Origin of the sequence: Rhodococcus sp. IEGM 1370 (assembly GCF_033142325.1) — a bacterium.
In the GTDB taxonomy this organism is placed as follows: domain Bacteria; phylum Actinomycetota; class Actinomycetes; order Mycobacteriales; family Mycobacteriaceae; genus Rhodococcoides.
Genome location: NZ_JAWLRY010000001.1, coordinates 656,281 through 674,015, shown reverse-complemented (window position 1 = coordinate 674,015; position 17,735 = coordinate 656,281). Strand labels below are relative to the sequence as shown.

Sequence of the window (17,735 nt, the reverse complement as noted above, 5' to 3'; positions counted from 1 at the left end):
GATCGTGTCGGGCTTCTTCGTTGCCGGTGAAAGATCGAGAACCTGTCAGCTGCCGCCGGATGGAACCGACATACGGTCGCGGTTCTCCGAGGAGCTGCTGCCTCCGGCGGTTGCCGTCGGCTGACCGGGCTCTTGCAGCACCGTCGGCACGACGTCGGTGGTCGTTGTCGGGCTCGGCGTCGTCGTCGTGGGCGGGACCTCGGGCGTCGTCGTTGCCGGAGCCGGAGTGCTCGGCACACCCGTGGTGTCGGGCGTGACCTGATCCACCGGTGCCGGTGGCACGAAGACCTCCGGACTGGGGACCGGAGCCGGGACGACCTCCGCAGGGAGCGGAACAGGCGCGGGCAGCGTCAGAGCCTGCAATTCCTGCAGCAGACGTTCCAGCCACTGGTCCAGCTCGGCGCGCTGACCGTCGTCGAGAACAGCGGAACTGCTGTTCGACGCGCCGTCGAGGAGTGCGCGAGCGGCAGTGGTGTCCCCCGAGGACAGGAGATTTTCCGCCTCCTGCAACTTCGACGTCGTATCGATCTGAGCGACAGTCGAATCCGCCTGCTCGGAGAAGACGACCGACTTGACGCTCCAGAGCGGATCGTCCGGTGTCGAGTTGTACGAGATGACCACCAGGCCACCCATCACGACGGCGATCGCGGCTGCGGCACCGGCGATGGGACGCAGCAGACGCATGCGTCCACCGCGGTTGGCCGAGCTCGAGCGCGCCATGTCGGCGGCGAGCTTCTCGCGTTCGACGGAGGCGACGACCACGTCGAGGGAGGGTCCGGCCGGCATGGCCGGCGTGATCACGTCTGCTCGCCAATTGGCCAACAGAAGGGCGAGTTGGTACTCGTCTGCGTCATCGGTGGCAATCGGTCCGTCGCCACTGATCGCGTCGATGAACGCATCGTCACGACGTACGGCGACGAGGTCCACAGGACCACCGTCTGCGCCGATGTCGGCATAGGGATCGTTCTGCTTCGGTCCAGTGGAGTTCACGTGCTCACCGATACGCGAGATTCCGCGACGCGGCGTCTCACCGGGGCCACCGTGACCATTGTCCCTAGCCATACATTTCACCTGCTCTCACAACTTCGTTCTTCAGTTTTGCGATAGCTCGGTGCTGAGCCACGCGGATAGCGCCTGCAGTGCTGCCGACGGCGGCTGCTGTTTCCTCGGCCGACAATCCGACGATGAGTCGGAGCACCAGAATTTCGCGGTGCTTGGCGGGCAAGGTGTCCAGCAGTGCAGTCATCTGTCGACTCGACTCGGATTCGAGAGCGCGTTGCTCCGGTCCGTGCTCCATCGACACGACATCTGGTACTTCGGCGGCCGGGTCCGATTTGTTACGCGAGGCGCTGCGATGGGCGTCGGCGACCTTGTGAGCCGCGATGCCGTACACGAATGCCATGAACGGACGACCTTGATCCTGGTATCGCGGCAAGGCGGTCATGACTGCCAAACAGACCTCCTGCGCCACGTCGTCGGCCGAAAGCTGACCGCGCTCAGCCGAACCGACCCGTGCCCGGCAGTACCGAACGACGAGTGGTCGGATGAATTCCAAGACCCGGGACAGAGCCAGTCGATCGCCTTGCGCTGCGGCAACGACGAAAGAGTCCAACTCCTCACCCGCACTGTTCATCGTCGACAAATTTCCCCGCGTTACAGGTACGCACCCGCATGGGAGCGCTTCCACGTGGTGGTGGAACGAGACCAAGGATAGCGACACCACCCGGCCACAACCGAACCAATCGGTCCGCCTTCGACCCAGGTCCTGGTCAACCGACCGTCGAACCACCCAGGCGATCGATGGCGGCGGCCAGGTCCGCGGACGAGGCCATCCCGGCGTCGACCCCGCCGGTTCCTTCGCAGAGCATCGTGGCGGCCCAGCGCAGGGGCAGCAGCCCGGCCATCTCCGCAGCGCAGGCCACCTGAACGGCCGACTCACGAGCAGGTCCGGTCTCACCGATACAGCTCAGCGCCGCCGCAGACACCAGGTCGGTCTTGACGATGTGGCGTAACGAATCGGCATCGTTGGCGAGAGCCCGAGCGTTCTCGGCGTGTCGGACCGCCCCTGGGCCGTCGCCGCGCATCATCGCCAGCTCGGCCGCTACCCAAGACGCCCGTAGTGCCGGACGCCACAGCCCTCGACCGGCGGGGTCCTGCCGCTGCTCCGCACTGCGGGCCAACAGGGTGTCCGCGAGGCCGAAACGTCCGATTCCCAACGCGTCTGCGGCCAGGCCGGTCAGCGCATCGCTCCGGGCCTCCACCGAGTCCGTCGATCTCGGCGGTCCCCCGAGTCCGACGAGAAGGACCGCGATGCCGTCCCAGTGGCGGGCTCGCTCATGTTCGCCCACCTGACGCAACCACGACGCTGTGGTCGACGCGTGCAGCGACCGAAGCTCCGCGCTGCGGGGTCGATACCGCCGAAGCTCGACTCCGGCGGCGCTGTACCGGCCCTGCCCTGCCAACGCGACACTGCGAAACCAGCTCTCTCGCGGATCGGTGGCTGCGGGCAGCGGGAATCGGCCGGGGTTGCCGCCGAATGCGGCGTCGAAGAGTTCGGACTGCGTCGCGGTGAACAGCGAGCTCTGCTCTGAAGGCACGGAGGCAAGGGTAGGGCCATCGCCGATGACGAACGGCGTCCGAGTCCTACCGATACGACGCGACGCAATTGCGTGAGGCGAATTCACTGTCGGTCCGAAAAGGGACAACAGCGCGTCGTTTCGCGCGCACAGAATGCAGTTTTCAAGGAATTAACAATGTGAACGCAGCCGACTCGAAGACGAGAATCTGAACGCTGTGTGGCGAATAGGTTAATCGGCGCAGTCGGTCACACGATCGGCAACCGATGCGTCGCACGCCGTCCGTGCGCCCCTTCGGTCACCGGACGGCGATCCGCACAATCGCGTCGGACACCTCGCGCGGCCTCGACCGAATGGATCGACGCCTCACCCGACGCGAGCAACGGAGCTACCCGAAGCACCAACGAAACGCCTGTGATCAGGCGAAACACCAACTTGTGCCTGTCGGTCGCATCGAGCGATCACCCTGACGACCGATGCCGGACAACTGAACTCCGCGACTTCGCTTCGACAGCCGGAATGCCGATGCCCTTCCCATCGTCTCCCGTGTCGACGGATTCTTCAACAGGAAGGACACGCACGCGGGTGAGTCGAAGTAAATATCGCCCGTGTTAATTCTTTGCCCCATAACTATGCATTTGCACACGACAGAGAACTATTGACTCGATTTCGTCGATCCACATAACGTTGTCGGCATTCGGATCACGAATCCGAGAAGCCACACCACCCTAGGAGTTTCCATGCCGCAGCCGAATCACCTCCCTGGGCCGAACGCCGACATTTGGGATTGGCAGATGCACGGCCTGTGCCGTGGCGTCGATTCGTCCATGTTCTTCCACCCGGACGGCGAGCGGGGCCGGGCACGAGCACAGCGCGAGATGCGGGCGAAGGAAATGTGCCGTAGTTGCCCCGTCCTCGCCCAGTGCCGTACACACGCTCTCAACGTCAGCGAGCCCTACGGGATCTGGGGCGGAATGTCGGAGACCGAGCGAGAACTGCACGCTCGTCACAACCGCCGCCGCATTGCGGTGTAGTCACCCGACCACACGAGAAAGCCCCCAACCCGAAAGGCGGGTTCTAACGATCCCCGCAACACCCTCGATTTGAGGGAGTTGCGGGGATCGTGGCATGTGCTGGGTTGAAGGTGCGGTTTTTCGAGGCGTTGGACCGTGAGGACGGGAATGTCAGCGCGGCCGCACGCTGTGTCGGGGTGAACCGGAACACTGCCTTCGGGTGGGTTCGTCAGGCGGGTGTGCAAGGGCGCGGAAAGAGCGGCCGGGCCGAGCATTCGGGTCGGGGACGATACGAGGAACTTCGCTCGTCGGGAATCTCGCGGCGCGAGGCTGCTCGGGAGGTCGGGGTCCACCTCCGGACCGCGCAGGACTGGGACGGGGGCATCCGCAAGATCGGTGGTGCGCGCCTGCACCCGGATGGTCGACGTATCGACTACAAAACCGGTATGACAACGTTCGTCACCGCTGCTCAGAGGCCGTCGCTGGCCCGCATCGAGTCCACACTGCACCCTCGGTATCTGACGGTGACCGACCGTGAACAGATCGCCGACCTGCGTCGAGCCGGGTGTTCGCTGCGTGAGATCGGACGCCGCCTCGGCCGGGCGGCCTCGACCGTCAAACGCGAGATCGACACCTACGGCATCGCCGACGAGTACCACCCGCACCGGGCACATCGGCTGTGGGCTATCTCGCGTGCCCGGCCGAAACCGGCGAAGCTGGCGGCACAGGGTTCGCTCCGGTCCTACGTCGCCGGCAAACTCGCCCTGCAGTGGTCGCCCGAGCAAATCTGCCACGCTCTAGTTGTCGACTTCCCCGATGACAAGGCGATGCGTGTGAGCACCGAAACGATCTACCAGGCCATCTACGTACAGTCGCGCGGCGGACTACGCCGAGAAGTTGCTGCCGCATTGCGCACCGGACGTACTCGCCGCGTACAGCACCGCTCACCCGAGCAGCGCACCTCACGATTCGTCGATGCGATGGTGATGATCTCCGAGCGGCCGGCGGAGGTCGCCGACCGCTCCGTGCCCGGGCACTGGGAGGGTGATCTGATCGTCGGTACTCGATCGGAGTCGGCGATCGTGACATTGGTCGAGCGTTCTACCCGGTACCTGCTTCTCGGTCACCTCCCCGGCGGGCACACTGCAGAGGAGGTCCGGGACGTTCTGGTTCCTCTGATCGGTTCTCTCCCAACGCATTTGCGCGGTTCACTGACGTGGGACCAAGGGTGCGAGATGGCAGCGCACAAGCAGTTCAGCGTCGCCACCGGGGTGCCGGTGTACTTCTGCGATCCACACTCACCATGGCAACGCGGATCGAACGAGAACACCAACGGCTTGCTACGCCAGTACTTCCCCAAAGGCACGGACCTGTCCGTGTACAGCGCCACCGACCTCGAGAACGTTGCCCACCGCCTCAACTCCCGTCCACGCAAAACGCTCGGCTGGAAAACTCCAGCCGAGCGTTTACGTGATCTACTGACAGGCATCTGACCATCAGGTGTTGCGAGGACCCCTAGAATCCGCCAAAGGGGTTGGGGGCTTTCTCGTGTCATGAACTTCAGTGAGCGTGTCCGTGCCCGGAAGAAGGCTCGGAGGCCTCTTCCGGCTTCTCCACGATCGCGCTCTCGGTCGTCAGGATCATGCGTGCAACCGACGCGGCATTGACCACAGCGGAGCGCGTCACCTTGACCGGATCGACGACGCCATCGGCCAGCAGGTCGCCGTACGTCAGGGTCGCGGCATTGAATCCGTGTCCCTTCGGCAGTTCTGCCACCTTGCTGACGACGACGGAACCGTCGATGCCCGCGTTGGAGGCGATCCAGAACAGCGGTGCGTTGAGTGCGTTGCGCACCACGGCCACACCGGTGGCTTCGTCGCCGGTCAGGCCGAGGTCGTCGGCCAGAGCCAACGCTGCCTGAGTCAGAGCCGAACCGCCGCCGGGGACGATTCCCTCTTCGACGGCGGCCTTGGCCGCAGCCACAGCGTCGTCGACGCGGAACTTGCGCTCCTTGAGCTCGGTCTCGGTGGCAGCGCCGACCTTGATGACCGCGATGCCGCCCGAGAGCTTCGCCAGACGCTCTTCGAGCTTCTCGCGATCCCACTCGGAGTCGGTGTTCTCGATCTCACGGCGGAGCTGACCGACGCGCGCGTCGATGTCGTCCTGCGTGCCCGCACCGTCGACGATGGTCGTGTCGTCCTTGGTGACCACGACGCGACGAGCGCGACCGAGCAGCTCGAGTCCGGCTTCCTTCAGGCTCAGACCCACATCGGCGGTGATGACCTGGCCGGCCGTCACGACCGCGAGATCGTCGAGGAACGCCTTGCGACGATCACCGAAGAACGGCGCCTTGACCGCCACGGCCTTGATCGTCTTGCGAATGGAGTTGACGACCAGCGTCGAGAGAACTTCACCTTCGGTGTCCTCGGCGATGATGAGCAACGGCTTGCCGCTCTCGGCAACCTTCTCCAGCAGAGGCAGAAAGTCCGGAAGCGAGGTGATCTTCTCGCGGTACAGCAGGACGTACGCGTCCTCGAGAACTGCTTCCTGCGCGTCGACGTCGGTGACGAAGTACGGCGACAGGTAGCCCTTGTCGAACTGCACGCCTTCGGTGACCGAGAGCTCGGTGAGCAGCGTCGAGGACTCCTCGACGGTGACGACGCCGTCCGCGCCGACGCGGGTGAGCGCCTCGCCGACGAGTTCACCGATCTCGGGGTCACGCGAGGACACGGTGGCAACCTGAGCGATCGCCTGCTTGCCCTCGACCGGGGTTGCGGCGGCGAGCAGAGCCTCGGCGACCTTGTCGGCCGCCTTGGAGATGCCGGTGCCGAGCGCGATCGGGTTGGCACCTGCGGCGATGTTCTTCAGACCGCCACGCACGAGCGCCTGCGCGAGGACCGTCGCGGTGGTGGTTCCGTCGCCTGCGACGTCGTTGGTCTTGGTGGCGACGCTCTTGACCAGCTGCGCGCCGAGGTTCTCGAACGGATCTTCCAGGTCGATCTCACGAGCGATCGAGACACCGTCGTTCGTGACGGTCGGACCGCCGAATGCCTTGGACAGGACGACGTGGCGTCCCCGCGGCCCGAGCGTCACCTTGACGGCGTCGGCCAGCTTGTCGACGCCGCGTTCGAGTGCGCGGCGCGCTTCCTCGTTGAATTGGATTTGCTTTGCCATGTTTCGGTGTTACTCCTTCGAGTAAAGAAACTCGATCGAACGCACACCGCCCCGGGACCGACACGAAAATCGGATACCGGGGCGGGATGCGTTGTGGCCTACTTGGCGATGACAGCCAGCACGTCGCGTGCCGACAGAATCAGGTACTCCTCGCCGGCGTACTTGATCTCGGTGCCGCCGTACTTGCTGTAGATGACGGTGTCACCTTCTTTGACGTCGACCGGGATGCGGTTGCCCTTCTCGGTGACACGGCCTTCGCCTACGGCGACGACGGTGCCCTCCTGGGGCTTCTCCTTGGCTGTGTCGGGGATGACCAGACCGGAGGCGGTCGTCGTCTCGGCCTCGTTGGCCTGGACGAGGATCTTGTCCTCGAGCGGCTTGATTTTCACGCTCGCCACGTTGAGCCCTCCAAAGTTATGGGGTACGCGTCCGGGGTCGGATCCCCGGACAGCTGTGTGTAAGTACTTCTCCTGCGGTTCTGACAATCACGGCCTGAACTCGTTCCCGTCGTCGCGGGTGCCGGGACTTCGCTCGGTGCCAACTAGCACTCTATACACGAGAGTGCCAGCACTCAAGGGCTGGGTTCGCCAGGTTCGTGACGCGTGGGTCGCGCGGGTACTCACGCGCCCTCCTGCACCACCACAAAGATCCGAAAACGGGCGAATCAGGACCCGAAACGCCGAACACCGGAGCCGTTTCCCGCTGTTTTACCGGCGTCCGCGAAGCCATCGAACGACCAGGTAGGAGGCTATGAACTCTCACCGAAGAACCTACCGAGCGGCATATTACGCTCGCGATGAGGCACGAAGTAACGTTACGATAACGGAGCTGTCCGAGCGATAACGGTCGACAGCCGTGCCGCGACATGGCACACAGAACAGTCGATTCCGGACAGGTACACAGGGGCGGGAGGTGCAGCATGCGAGTAGGCGTGGGTATATCCACCGGATCCGAGGTCGTGTGCGCAGCCCTTGTCACCGTCGACACCGACGGTAGTCGCACGGTCGAGTACCGCACCGTATCCGCCGATCGCCAAGCGAACACCGACATCGGCGATCTGGTCACCTCGGCCATCGAGCTGATGGCCTCGCTGATTCCCGGTCACCGGTCCCCCGACGCGATCGCCGTCACCTACCGCACCGAGGAGCACGCTGCGGGTATTCGTGCAGCGCTGACCCACACCACCCGCGATGTTCGACTGGTCCCCGAATCCGCAGCCGCGTCCGCGCATCTGGCGACCACCGGCCTGATCGATCGATACGACACGATCGCGCTGGTCGATCTCGGTGCCTCGGGCATGTCGGTCACCGTCACCGATCGGACCACCGACAAGGTACTGGCGCACGGCCGATCGGACGCCGTCGGCGGCGACGCCATCAACGTGCTCGTCAGGAACCTCGTGCAGGACATGACCCGTGACAACCTTCGGGACGACATCCGCGACGACCGCGGAATCGGGTCCGCGCGGTACCGATCGGTCAAGGAACAGCTGTCCCACTCGGACGAAGTCAGCATCGCGCGTTACAGCGGAATTCCGCTGACGGTCACCCGGGACGCGTTCGACACCGCCGCGACCCCGATCTTCGGCACCGCCGCCGAGTTCGTACGAGGAGTGTTCGACGAGAGCACTCACGAACCCGAGGTCATCGTGCTGATCGGTGGAGGGGCGCACATCCCCCTGCTCGCCGCCACGCTCACCGACATGTTCCACGCCCCGGTCGTTCGAATGTCCGAGCCCGACGCGGTTCTTGCCGTCGGCGCCGCCTCCGTTGCTGCGTCGGCCGACGGCGGCGGCTACCAACTCGTCTCGGCCACGCGCAACACCGCGACCCGGATGAGCCGATACTCCGGTGCGATCGCGGCCGCCGTCGTCGCAGGTGGTCTCGTTCTCGCCTACGGCGTGCAGACGATGACGCCTGCCGACGATGCCAGCGTCTCTCCGGCCGGAAGTACCGCGCGATCCGCGACCGAATCCAGCGATACCGGTACGCCGGCCACCGGGGGGTACTCCCCCGACGAGGATCAGACGACAGCAGGACGCACCCCCGGGGATCGATCCGACCCCACGGCGACCTCGGTCGACGCCACCGGATCGTCGGCGCGGTTCACCACGACCGCTCCGCCGACCAGTACCCCGACGCTGCGTCCCGCACCGGACCTCCCGCGGATCGACTGGCCGATCGACCCCACCACGAACCCGGCGTCCCCCGATGCCACCACCGGGATCCCGATCGAGCCGCCGACCTCGGTCACCACGACTCCGGTTCGACCCTCCGAACCGATCGAGTCCTCGGACCCGAGCGATACGACCGAGATCGTTCCCGGCCCGACGCCCGAGCCCACTACCGAGGTCACACCCGAGTTCACTCCGGTGCCGACCGAGTCGATCACCGTGCCGACCACCGATGTCAGCGGTTCGGAACCCACCCCGGAACTGACGGCACCACCGACGGTATGGTCGCCGCCGGTCGCAGCTCCCGCGGCGTCCGGATCCCCGACCGATCCACTGTCGGCAGCCGAGCCGTCGGCTCCGCGTTCGTCCGAGACCACAGCCGCAACGCAGGACGCTCAGCCGGGCACCTGACTGGTCGCGACCGAGAGGCCGGGGTCGGTCACAGCGGTCAACGCCGACGGCTCGGCTCCGCCCGCAACGAGGTGGGCACCCAGTGCAGCGATCATCACGCCGTTGTCGGTGCACAGTCGCGGCTTCGGAATTCTCAGCGTCAAACCCTGCTCTGCACAACGACTTTCGATCAGCGAACGAATGCGAGAGTTGGCGGTGGCACCCCCACCCAGCACGATCGTGTCGACATCGACGTCGGTTGCCGCGCGAACGGCCTTCATCGTCAGGACATCGGCGACGGATTCCTGGAAGGACGCCGCGATGTCTGCGACAGGAATCGGATCTCCCGCACGTTGCCTGGCCTCGACGAATCGAGCGACGGCCGTCTTGACCCCGGAGAAGGAGAAATCGTAACGGGCATCGCGTGGGCCGGTCATGCCTCGGGGAAACGCGATCGCAGCCGGATCACCGTCGCGCGCAGCATCATCGAGTGCCGGGCCACCCGGATACCCCAACCCGAGGAGCCGCGCAACCTTGTCGAAGGCCTCCCCCGCTGCGTCGTCGACCGTGGTCCCGAGCTCGGCGATCGGCCGGGACAGATCGTCGACGTGCAGCAGATGAGTGTGACCTCCGGACACCAACAGCGCCACGCACGACGGCATCGGGCCGTGCTCAAGAGTATCGACCGCGACGTGGCCACCGAGATGGTTCACCGCATAGAAGGGCACGCCCCAGGCCGCGGCGTACGCCTTCGCAGCGGCAACCCCGACCAGCAACGCCCCGGCCAGCCCCGGTCCGATCGTCACCGCGACGGCGTCGGGACGCTCGATGTCAGCGGTCGCCAGAGCCCGCCGCATGGTCGGCACGATGGCTTCCAGATGCGCGCGCGACGCCACCTCGGGCACCACTCCGCCGTACCGCGCGTGTTCGTCGACGCTGGAGGCCACCTCGTCGGCCATCAGCTCGCACGTCCCCGCCCCGCTCCACCGGACGATCCCGACTCCTGTTTCGTCGCAAGAACTTTCGATACCCATGACGATCATCGGGCTGATCCTTCCGTCTTCTCGGACCGACGCATGGTGAAGGCGTCGGCCCCACTCGGCTGGTAGTACCCGACCCTGGTGCCGACGATCTCGAACCCTTCGCGTCGGTACAACTCGATGGCGGGCTCGTTGTCGGTCCGTACCTCGAGGAAGACCGGCCCACCGTGCTCGTCGGCCACTCGGAGCAATTCGTCGAGCAGTCGCCCGCCGATTCCTCGGCGGTGATATGACGGATCGACACCGATGGTGTGCACCTCGGACTCACCGACGACGAACGCGCCGCGACTGGGCTGGCCCAGCAGGGAGATGCCTGCGTAGCCGACGACCTCGCCGTGCTCTTTCGCCGTGACGTAATGATTGTGTGGCGCCGCCAGTTCCGCGATGAATGCATCCTCCGCCCACGGGTCGTCACCCGGGAACAGCACGGTCTCGAGATACGCGCACCGAGCAGCGTCCGCCGTCGTCATCGACTCGATCGACACCGTCACTTCGAAGCCTTCGCTGCGGCGCGCTCGTCGAGCGTCTTGGCGTCGGGACGACGCAGGTACAACGGGACGAGCGGGCCCGGGACGATCCCGCTGCCGATGTCCGCAGCGGCAACGGCGACCAAACCGGCCGGAGACGGTGCCTGCACATCACGAATCGGAAGCTCGAATGCCGCAGCATGCGGTGCCGATCCGGCGACCGCGTCGACTCCGACACGATCCAGTTCGGCCGGGGCGACAACGTCGGGCCCTGCAACCCGAACCCCGGCTTCGTAACGCGCCCAGTAGATTTCGCGCCGGCGCGCGTCGGTCACCACCAACAGAGACCCGGGCTCGGAGACATCTGCGGCGATGGCGTCGAGACTGCAGACGCCGTACACGGGAAGACCGAGCGCGTCACCGAATGCCGCAGCTGTCGCCATGCCCACCCGCAACCCGGTGTACGGGCCGGGACCGACGCCGACGACGACGGCCCCCAACTCGGCCGCGGTGATTCCGGCCTCGGCCAAGCACTCGAGAATGTTGGGCGTCAAGATTTCTGCATGAGATCGCGCGTCCACCCGAACCCGTGTGGCGAGGGTCGTGGCCACTGCACCGGCGCCGGGCTCGGTCAGGCTCACCACACCTGCGGTGACGGCGGGGGTCGAGGTGTCGACGGCAAGTACAAGCACGATGTTTCAGATTACCCGTCTTCAGGGGTAGGGCCGCGCACCCGGTACCCGGTCAGCGTCGTTCTCGGGGATCCGCTCTGCTGTTCACCCGACTCGCCGTCACGCGCCGAACATCGGAATCCGGATCACGCGTCAGACGCACCGACACATGGCCGTCCGTCAGCTTCTCTACCAATCCCTCGCCCCACTCGACCACAACGACGGCGTCGGTGAGGTCGGTATCGAGGTCGAGGGCATCGAGTTCGTCGACCGCCGACTGCCCCGTCATGCCGAGCCGATAGGCATCGACGTGGACCAGCGCGACCGGCGGTAGTCCACCCGGCCGTGACCCGGCCCGGTGCTCGCGGGCGATGACGAACGTCGGCGAGGTGACGCGGCCCTGGACACCGAGTCCGGCCGCAATCCCCTTGGTCATCGCTGTCTTTCCGGCCCCGAGCGGGCCGTCGAGAATCACCAGATCGCCGGCGACCAGAACGTCGGCGAGCCGTGCACCGAACTCGGCAGTGTCTGCGGCAGTGACCAATTCGACGTTCACCGGCAAGGTCAGCGGCTCGTCAGACAACGCCCCACCGTCGCTTCTTGCCTGCTGCCTCCGTCGCCCGTGCCACGAGCCGCTGAATCGCGCCGTTGACCTGTTCGGGAAATTCGAGTTGGACCAGGTGCCCACCCTGGCGCACACGTACCGTCTCCGAACGCGGCAGGGCCCGAGCCAGAGCCTCCGAGCTGGCGAACGGAATGATCCAGTCCTCGTCGCCACACACCACCGACACCGGGATGTTCTCGAATTCCAGCAGGGCCTCGGACTCGTCGTGCAGCTCGAGAGTCTCGAGGAAGTTGACGATCGTGACGACGGAGGTGTCGTCGATCATCGACTGGGAGAACGCCACCAGCCGCGGGGAGACTCTGGTGCCGTAGGACGCCGCCCGCAGTATCGGTGAAATGAGCGCACGCACGGCACCGCGACCGAACTGGACGAAACCGGGCGAGGTCCGCACCGCGAGCCGGAACGCGTCGACCGCCGGATTCTGCAGACTACGACCCACCCCGGACTGCGCGAGACCGGCCGCAGTCGTCGAGATCAGAACTGCGCCGATGACCCGCTGGCGCAACACGTCCGATCGTTGCCGCGCCATGGACAGGATCGACATCCCGCCCATCGAGTGCCCGACCAGAACGATGCGGCCCTTGGGTACCACCGAGCGAATCACCGCGTCGAGATCGAGGCCGAGTTGACCGATGGTGCAGCTCTCCGGGCTCGGCACTCCCGAACGTCCGTGACCGCGCTGGTCGTAGAAGACCATGCGTACCGTCGAACCCCACTGCTGTTCGAGCGCGCGGCGCTGAAAATGCCACGACGACATGCGCAGGCAGTAGCCGTGCACGAAGATCACGGTGGTCTCGGCGTCACACGGACCCACTTCGCGGACCGCAAGCGGTACACCGTCGTCCGCGGTGACGATACTGCCGCGATCGGCATCCATCAGGTCGAGGTTCTCGGTGGCCAACGGATCCTTGTTGGACCGAAACGCCGTCTCCCGCACCACAATCGCAATACTCTCCAGCAATCCGAGCATGATCTAGACCGTCGCCTCCCCTACGCGAGCGCCGACGAACCGTCGTCGGACGCGTCCACGAACGCCGGTGACGACTTCGTAGCTGATCGTGTCGAGCGCATCCGCCCAATCCTGAGCGTGCGCCTCTCCCCTGTCCCCTGATCCGAACAGTAGCGCCTCGTCGCCGACCGCGACACCCGAGCGGTCACCACCGAGATCGACGACGAATTGGTCCATGCACACTCGCCCCACCGAGGGATAACGACGTCCTGCGATGGTCACCTCGAACCGCCCGCTGAGGCGGCGAACCACCCCGTCGGCGTATCCGAGAGCGACGAGTGCGACCACGGTGTCGGCAGGAGCTGTCCAGGTGTAGCCGTAGGACACAGATTCACCTTCGCTCACCTTCTTGATGTTCGCCACCTGCGCCGACAGCGTCATGACCGGGCGCAACCCGAACGTTCCCAGCTCGGGCACCGGCGACAAGCCGTACAGAGCAATACCCGGGCGGACCATGTCGAAACCGAGATCGGGTCTGGTCAGCGTGGCTGCAGAGTTGGACAGGTGCACGACGGCGGGAGGCGTTCCGCGCCGGGTCGCGCGCCGCACCGCGTCGCGGAGCCGCTCGGCCTGGGCGTCGTTGGCGGGGTGCCCCGGTTCGTCGGAGCAGGCCAGATGCGAGAACATTCCCGTCAACCGCACAGTTCCCTCCGCGACGGCGGCCGCCGTACCGTCCAGGACTGCATCGAGATCCGATTCCGGGACCCCGTTGCGATTGAGTCCGGTGTCGATCTTGAGCGAGAGATCAGCGGTGGAACCCACTCGGCGTGCCGCTTCGACCACAGCGTCGAGCTGGGCAGCCGTGGACACCCCGATCCCTACCTGCCCGGTGATCGCCGCAGCGAAATCGGAGTCCGTTCGGTGCAACCACGCCAACACCGGGACCGTCACACCCGCAGCGCGGAGTTCGAGGGCCTCACCGATGGTGGTGACGCCGAGCTCCTGTGCACCGGCTGCCACTGCGGCGTGTGCGACCTCGACGGCACCGTGGTTGTATCCGTCTGCCTTGAGGACCGCCATCACGGCGGCGTCCCCGGCGAACTGCTGCAACACGCGGACGTTGTGAGCCACCGCGTCGAGGTCCACGGACGCCACAGCACCCGAACCCGTCCGAGGATCGGTCCTCTCCTCGCCGCAGCCGATACTCACAACATTCGATAGTGCCATCCGAGCCGCCGATACGACGGATCAGGGTGCCACAACTCGTGACACACCCGGCATCGGACGTGGGCCACGCACGACCACGGTCAGACTGTGAGCGAGCGCACGGTCCGGATGGCGTCGGGGATGGACTCACACAGTGGGCTCGCAGAAATGGGCGCTGCGAACTCTCCGTCCGATCCGTGAGCCGCACGGGCCGCGGCCAGTGCGTGAACCTTCGCGCCGCAGGCAGCCGCAGTGGACGGTGCCATTCCCGACGCGAGCAGCGCCCCGAGAATGCCCGACAGTACGTCGCCCGAACCGGCGGTCGATGCAGCCGATCCCCCGGCATCGCTGACGAACGTGGTGCCGTCCGCATCGGCGACGATCGTCGCTCGCCCCTTGAGGAGAACGGTGACGCCCCAACGCGCGGCGAGATCTCGAACCGATCCCACTCGGTCGGGTGCGGGGTCGGATCCGGTCAGGCGCGCGAACTCCCCGGCATGCGGGGTCAGCAGAGTCGGTGCGGTGCGTCCGGCGACCCAGCGTTCGTTGCGTGCGAGGATCGTGAGCGCATCCGCGTCGACGACGACCGGCAGATCCGTCTCCAGCACTCGACGCACGATCTCCGCCGAATCCTCGTCGGTGCCGAAACCGGGACCGACCACCCACGCCTGCACCTTCCCCGCCGCGTCGAGGTCCGGGGCGGCAACGACCTCAGGACAGTGCGAAACGACCTCTGCCCCTGCGCTTCCCACGTAGCGGACCATTCCGGAGGTGGCCGCCACCGCCGCACCGACACAGAGCAGTGCGGCACCGGGGAACGTGGCACTACCGGCCAGGACACCCACCACGCCCTGCGAGTACTTGTCGTCCGAGGCCGACGGGATCGGCCACACCCGTCCGACGTCGGCCGGCTCGAACGACGCCATCGCAGGCGCCGGCAGATCCAGGCCGATGTCCACGAGTTCGATTCGGCCACACCGAGGTACGGCCAGCACGTGCACCGGCTTGCGGGCACCGAACGTCACCGTCACCTCGGCAGTCACCGCCGGCCCCGGTGCGGCACCGGTCTCCACATCGACTCCACTGGGAACGTCCACGGCCACGATCGGTGCGGTGATCCGCTCGACCACCGCAGCAGCATCGGGCCGCAGCGGGCCCTTGCCGGAAATCCCCACGATGGCGTCGACCACGATGTCCGCCGGTCCGCACTGCGTCACCACACGTCCGCCGGACGATCGCAGGGCCTCGAGGCCCTCGGCGTGCACCCGCGTCGGGTCGAGCAGCAGAGCCGACACCGAGACACCGCGTCGACGCAGATACGCCCCCGCCCACAGACCGTCGCCGCCGTTGTCTCCCGTGCCCACCAGAATCGTCACGCGGCGTCCCGCGACGCCGCCCGTGCGCGCCGTGAGCTCGGCTGCCACCACAGCGGCCAAACCATAGGCGGCGCGACGCATGAGAACGCCGTTCGGCAGGGAATTCAGTAGCGGCGCTTCCGCATTCCGAATCTGCTCGGGTGTGTAGTAGCCGCGCATGCCGAGCGCTATTCGACGGTGACGGACTTGGCCAGGTTGCGTGGCTTGTCCACGTCGTAGCCGCGCGCCTGAGCCACCTCGGCGGCGAACACCTGCAGTGGGATCGTCGACAACAACGGCTGCAGCAGCGTCGACGCAGCCGGGATCTCGATCAAGTTGTCCGCGAAAGGCCGCACTGCCTCGTCGCCCTCTTCGGCGATGACGACCGTTCGCGCACCACGCGCCTGGATCTCGCGAATGTTGCTCAGCATCTTCGAGTGCAACACCGCCCGACCCTTGGGCGAGGGCATCACGATGATCACCGGCACACCGTCCTCGATGAGCGCGATCGGACCGTGCTTGAGCTCGCCGGCCGCGAAGCCCTCCGCGTGCATGTACGCCAGCTCCTTGAGCTTGAGCGCACCTTCGAGAGCAACCGGATAGCCGACGTGTCGGCCGAGGAACAGAATCGTCGTGGCCGTCGAGAGCTCTCGCGCGAGCGCCCGGACCGGCTCGACAGTCTCGAGCACCCGTTGTACCAACTCGGGCATCGCTTCGAGTTCGGCGAATTCACGGGCGACCTCGTCGGGATACTTGGTGCCGCGAGCCTGCGCCAACGCCAGACCGACCAGATAGTTCGCGGTCACCTGGGCGAGAAAGGCCTTGGTCGACGCGACGCCGATCTCCGGACCGGCCCGCGTGTAGAGGACGGCGTCGGCCTCCCGCGGAATCTGCGAGCCGTTGGTGTTGCAGACCGCGAGAACACGCGCCTTCTGATCCTTGGCGTGCCGAACGGCTTCGAGGGTGTCCGCGGTCTCGCCGGACTGCGAGATGGCCACGACGAGGGTCGAACGATCGAGAACCGGGTCGCGGTAACGGAATTCGCTGGCCAGTTCCACCTCGACCGGCAGCCGGGTCCAGTGCTCGATCGCGTACTTGGCAAGCAGGCCCGAGTGGTACGCGCTACCGCAGGCCACGACGAACACCTTGTCGACGTCGCGCAGTTCCTGGTCGGACAGTCGCTGCTCGTCGAGCACGATTCGACCGTTGTCGAAGTGGCCGAGCAACGTATCCGCCACAGCGGCTGGCTGCTCCTGGATCTCCTTGAGCATGAAGTAGTCGTGGCCGCCCTTCTCGGCGGCTGCCAGATCCCAGTCGATTCGGAACGGACGCCCCTGCGCCTCGTTGCCCTCGAAATCGCTGATGTCGTAGCCGTCGGCGGTGATGACGACGACCTGGTCCTGGCCGAGCTCGACGGCGTCGCGCGTGTGCTCGATGAAGGCAGCCACGTCCGACCCGAGGAACATTTCGCCCTCGCCGACACCGAGTACCAGGGGCGTGGAGCGACGAGCCGCGACGATCGTGTCCGCGTGATCGGAATGGGTGAACACCAGAGTGAACGCACCCTCGAGACGACGCAGAACAGCTTTGGCGCTGGCCACGAAGTCGCCCGCGGTCGGACCCTCGGCGTAGGCACGCGAGACGAGGTGCACTGCGACCTCGGTGTCGGTATCGGACAGGAACTCGATCCCGACGGCTTCCAACTCGGCCCTCAGCGGTCCGAAGTTCTCGATGATGCCGTTGTGCACCACGGCGACGGTGCCCGACGCATCGCGGTGGGGGTGAGCGTTGCGGTCGGTCGGACGGCCGTGCGTCGCCCACCGGGTGTGACCCATGCCGGTGGTTCCGACGAACGTGTCGGTGCCGATGTCGTCCAATTCGGCTTCGAGATTCGCCAGGCGACCGGCCTTGCGCTCGACCGCGGTCGCTCCCGCGCCGTCGAGAATGGCGATCCCCGCCGAGTCGTAACCCCGATATTCCATACGCCGAAGCGCCTCGACCACCACACCCAGCGCTGGGCGGTGGCCGACGTAACCCACGATTCCGCACATGGACAATCAGGGTACTCGGCGGGGCGCGCACGACCCATTCGCTCG

General features: G+C 66.1%; 16 protein-coding genes. 3 read left to right on the top strand and 13 right to left on the bottom strand.

Annotation, left to right across the window (positions count from 1 at the left end; genetic code table 11):
* Nucleotides 1-45 precede the first annotated feature (45 nt).
* The 3 genes from R4P47_RS03050 to R4P47_RS03040 all read right to left on the bottom strand — a co-directional run bounded on the left by R4P47_RS03050 (nt 46) and on the right by R4P47_RS03040 (nt 2,597).
* Nucleotides 46-1,062 carry an anti-sigma-D factor RsdA gene (locus R4P47_RS03050; protein WP_317547367.1) on the bottom strand — a complete coding sequence of 339 codons (1,017 nt, stop codon included), beginning with the start codon at nt 1,060-1,062 and terminating at the stop codon, nt 46-48.
* Nucleotides 1,055-1,633: a sigma-70 family RNA polymerase sigma factor gene (locus R4P47_RS03045; protein WP_032397500.1), complete on the bottom strand. Its 579-nt coding sequence runs from the start codon at nt 1,631-1,633 to the stop codon at nt 1,055-1,057. The genes R4P47_RS03050 and R4P47_RS03045 overlap by 8 nt, the downstream gene beginning before the upstream one ends.
* Before the next feature lie 136 nt (nt 1,634-1,769).
* Complete coding sequence (locus R4P47_RS03040; RefSeq protein ID WP_317784053.1) at nt 1,770-2,597, bottom strand: hypothetical protein; 828 nt, start codon at nt 2,595-2,597, stop codon at nt 1,770-1,772.
* 719 nt (nt 2,598-3,316) lie between these two features.
* On the opposite strand from R4P47_RS03040, the gene R4P47_RS03035 reads away from it, so the two are divergent.
* Together R4P47_RS03035 and R4P47_RS03030 are read left to right on the top strand one after the other, a co-directional pair.
* Complete coding sequence (locus R4P47_RS03035) at nt 3,317-3,610, top strand: WhiB family transcriptional regulator (protein ID WP_027496361.1); 294 nt, start codon at nt 3,317-3,319, stop codon at nt 3,608-3,610.
* Nucleotides 3,611-3,903: 293 nt separating this feature from the next.
* Entirely contained in the window at nt 3,904-5,082 is a 1,179-nt protein-coding gene (locus tag R4P47_RS03030) for an IS30 family transposase (protein ID WP_141214699.1), read from the top strand.
* 67 nt (nt 5,083-5,149) lie between these two features.
* Here the strand turns inward: R4P47_RS03030 and groL are convergent, their stop codons facing one another.
* On the bottom strand, nt 5,150-6,763 hold the full coding sequence (gene groL / locus R4P47_RS03025) for a chaperonin GroEL (protein WP_149405362.1): 1,614 nt from the start codon (nt 6,761-6,763) through the stop codon (nt 5,150-5,152).
* A 98-nt stretch (nt 6,764-6,861) separates the two neighbouring features.
* Nucleotides 6,862-7,161: a co-chaperone GroES gene (groES, locus tag R4P47_RS03020; protein ID WP_008718149.1), complete on the bottom strand. Its 300-nt coding sequence runs from the start codon at nt 7,159-7,161 to the stop codon at nt 6,862-6,864.
* A 521-nt stretch (nt 7,162-7,682) separates the two neighbouring features.
* Here groES and R4P47_RS03015 point away from each other — a divergent pair.
* The gene (locus tag R4P47_RS03015; RefSeq protein WP_317784052.1) at nt 7,683-9,347 is read left to right on the top strand and encodes an Hsp70 family protein; all 1,665 of its coding nucleotides are present in this window, start codon (nt 7,683-7,685) and stop codon (nt 9,345-9,347) included.
* Here R4P47_RS03015 and tsaD read toward each other — a convergent pair.
* The 8 genes from tsaD to glmS form a co-directional block, all read right to left on the bottom strand.
* Nucleotides 9,332-10,369 carry a tRNA (adenosine(37)-N6)-threonylcarbamoyltransferase complex transferase subunit TsaD gene (gene tsaD / locus R4P47_RS03010; protein ID WP_317784051.1) on the bottom strand — a complete coding sequence of 346 codons (1,038 nt, stop codon included), beginning with the start codon at nt 10,367-10,369 and terminating at the stop codon, nt 9,332-9,334. The genes R4P47_RS03015 and tsaD overlap by 16 nt on opposite strands.
* The gene (rimI, locus tag R4P47_RS03005) at nt 10,366-10,857 is read right to left on the bottom strand and encodes a ribosomal protein S18-alanine N-acetyltransferase (protein ID WP_411567284.1); all 492 of its coding nucleotides are present in this window, start codon (nt 10,855-10,857) and stop codon (nt 10,366-10,368) included. The genes tsaD and rimI overlap by 4 nt, the downstream gene beginning before the upstream one ends.
* Nucleotides 10,854-11,525, bottom strand: a complete 672-nt coding sequence (gene tsaB, locus R4P47_RS03000) for a tRNA (adenosine(37)-N6)-threonylcarbamoyltransferase complex dimerization subunit type 1 TsaB (protein ID WP_317784050.1) — start codon at nt 11,523-11,525, stop codon at nt 10,854-10,856. The genes rimI and tsaB overlap by 4 nt, the downstream gene beginning before the upstream one ends.
* Nucleotides 11,526-11,577: 52 nt before the next feature.
* On the bottom strand, nt 11,578-12,087 hold the full coding sequence (gene tsaE / locus R4P47_RS02995) for a tRNA (adenosine(37)-N6)-threonylcarbamoyltransferase complex ATPase subunit type 1 TsaE (protein WP_317784049.1): 510 nt from the start codon (nt 12,085-12,087) through the stop codon (nt 11,578-11,580).
* Nucleotides 12,080-13,099 carry an alpha/beta fold hydrolase gene (locus R4P47_RS02990; RefSeq protein ID WP_037188263.1) on the bottom strand — a complete coding sequence of 340 codons (1,020 nt, stop codon included), beginning with the start codon at nt 13,097-13,099 and terminating at the stop codon, nt 12,080-12,082. Before R4P47_RS02990 ends, tsaE begins: the two co-directional genes overlap by 8 nt.
* A gap of 3 nt (nt 13,100-13,102) precedes the next feature.
* Nucleotides 13,103-14,305: an alanine racemase gene (gene alr / locus R4P47_RS02985; RefSeq protein ID WP_411567283.1), complete on the bottom strand. Its 1,203-nt coding sequence runs from the start codon at nt 14,303-14,305 to the stop codon at nt 13,103-13,105.
* 80 nt (nt 14,306-14,385) lie between these two features.
* Nucleotides 14,386-15,819: an NAD(P)H-hydrate dehydratase gene (locus R4P47_RS02980; RefSeq protein ID WP_317784048.1), complete on the bottom strand. Its 1,434-nt coding sequence runs from the start codon at nt 15,817-15,819 to the stop codon at nt 14,386-14,388.
* Between the two features lie 8 nt (nt 15,820-15,827).
* Nucleotides 15,828-17,690, bottom strand: coding sequence for a glutamine--fructose-6-phosphate transaminase (isomerizing) (gene glmS, locus R4P47_RS02975; protein ID WP_037188267.1), 1,863 nt, complete (start codon nt 17,688-17,690; stop codon nt 15,828-15,830).
* Between the last annotated feature and the right edge of the window lie 45 nt (nt 17,691-17,735).

Coding starts and splice junctions, on each gene's coding strand:
- alr (WP_411567283.1), bottom strand. CDS start 14,305: ATGGCACTATCGAATGTTGTGAGTATCGGCTGCGGCGAGGAGAGGACC.
- R4P47_RS03015 (WP_317784052.1), top strand. CDS start 7,683: ATGCGAGTAGGCGTGGGTATATCCACCGGATCCGAGGTCGTGTGCGCA.
- R4P47_RS02980 (WP_317784048.1), bottom strand. CDS start 15,819: ATGCGCGGCTACTACACACCCGAGCAGATTCGGAATGCGGAAGCGCCG.
- R4P47_RS02990 (WP_037188263.1), bottom strand. CDS start 13,099: ATGCTCGGATTGCTGGAGAGTATTGCGATTGTGGTGCGGGAGACGGCG.
- R4P47_RS03045 (WP_032397500.1), bottom strand. CDS start 1,633: ATGAACAGTGCGGGTGAGGAGTTGGACTCTTTCGTCGTTGCCGCAGCG.
- tsaD (WP_317784051.1), bottom strand. CDS start 10,369: ATGATCGTCATGGGTATCGAAAGTTCTTGCGACGAAACAGGAGTCGGG.
- groL (WP_149405362.1), bottom strand. CDS start 6,763: ATGGCAAAGCAAATCCAATTCAACGAGGAAGCGCGCCGCGCACTCGAA.
- R4P47_RS03035 (WP_027496361.1), top strand. CDS start 3,317: ATGCCGCAGCCGAATCACCTCCCTGGGCCGAACGCCGACATTTGGGAT.
- R4P47_RS03050 (WP_317547367.1), bottom strand. CDS start 1,062: ATGGCTAGGGACAATGGTCACGGTGGCCCCGGTGAGACGCCGCGTCGC.
- glmS (WP_037188267.1), bottom strand. CDS start 17,690: ATGTGCGGAATCGTGGGTTACGTCGGCCACCGCCCAGCGCTGGGTGTG.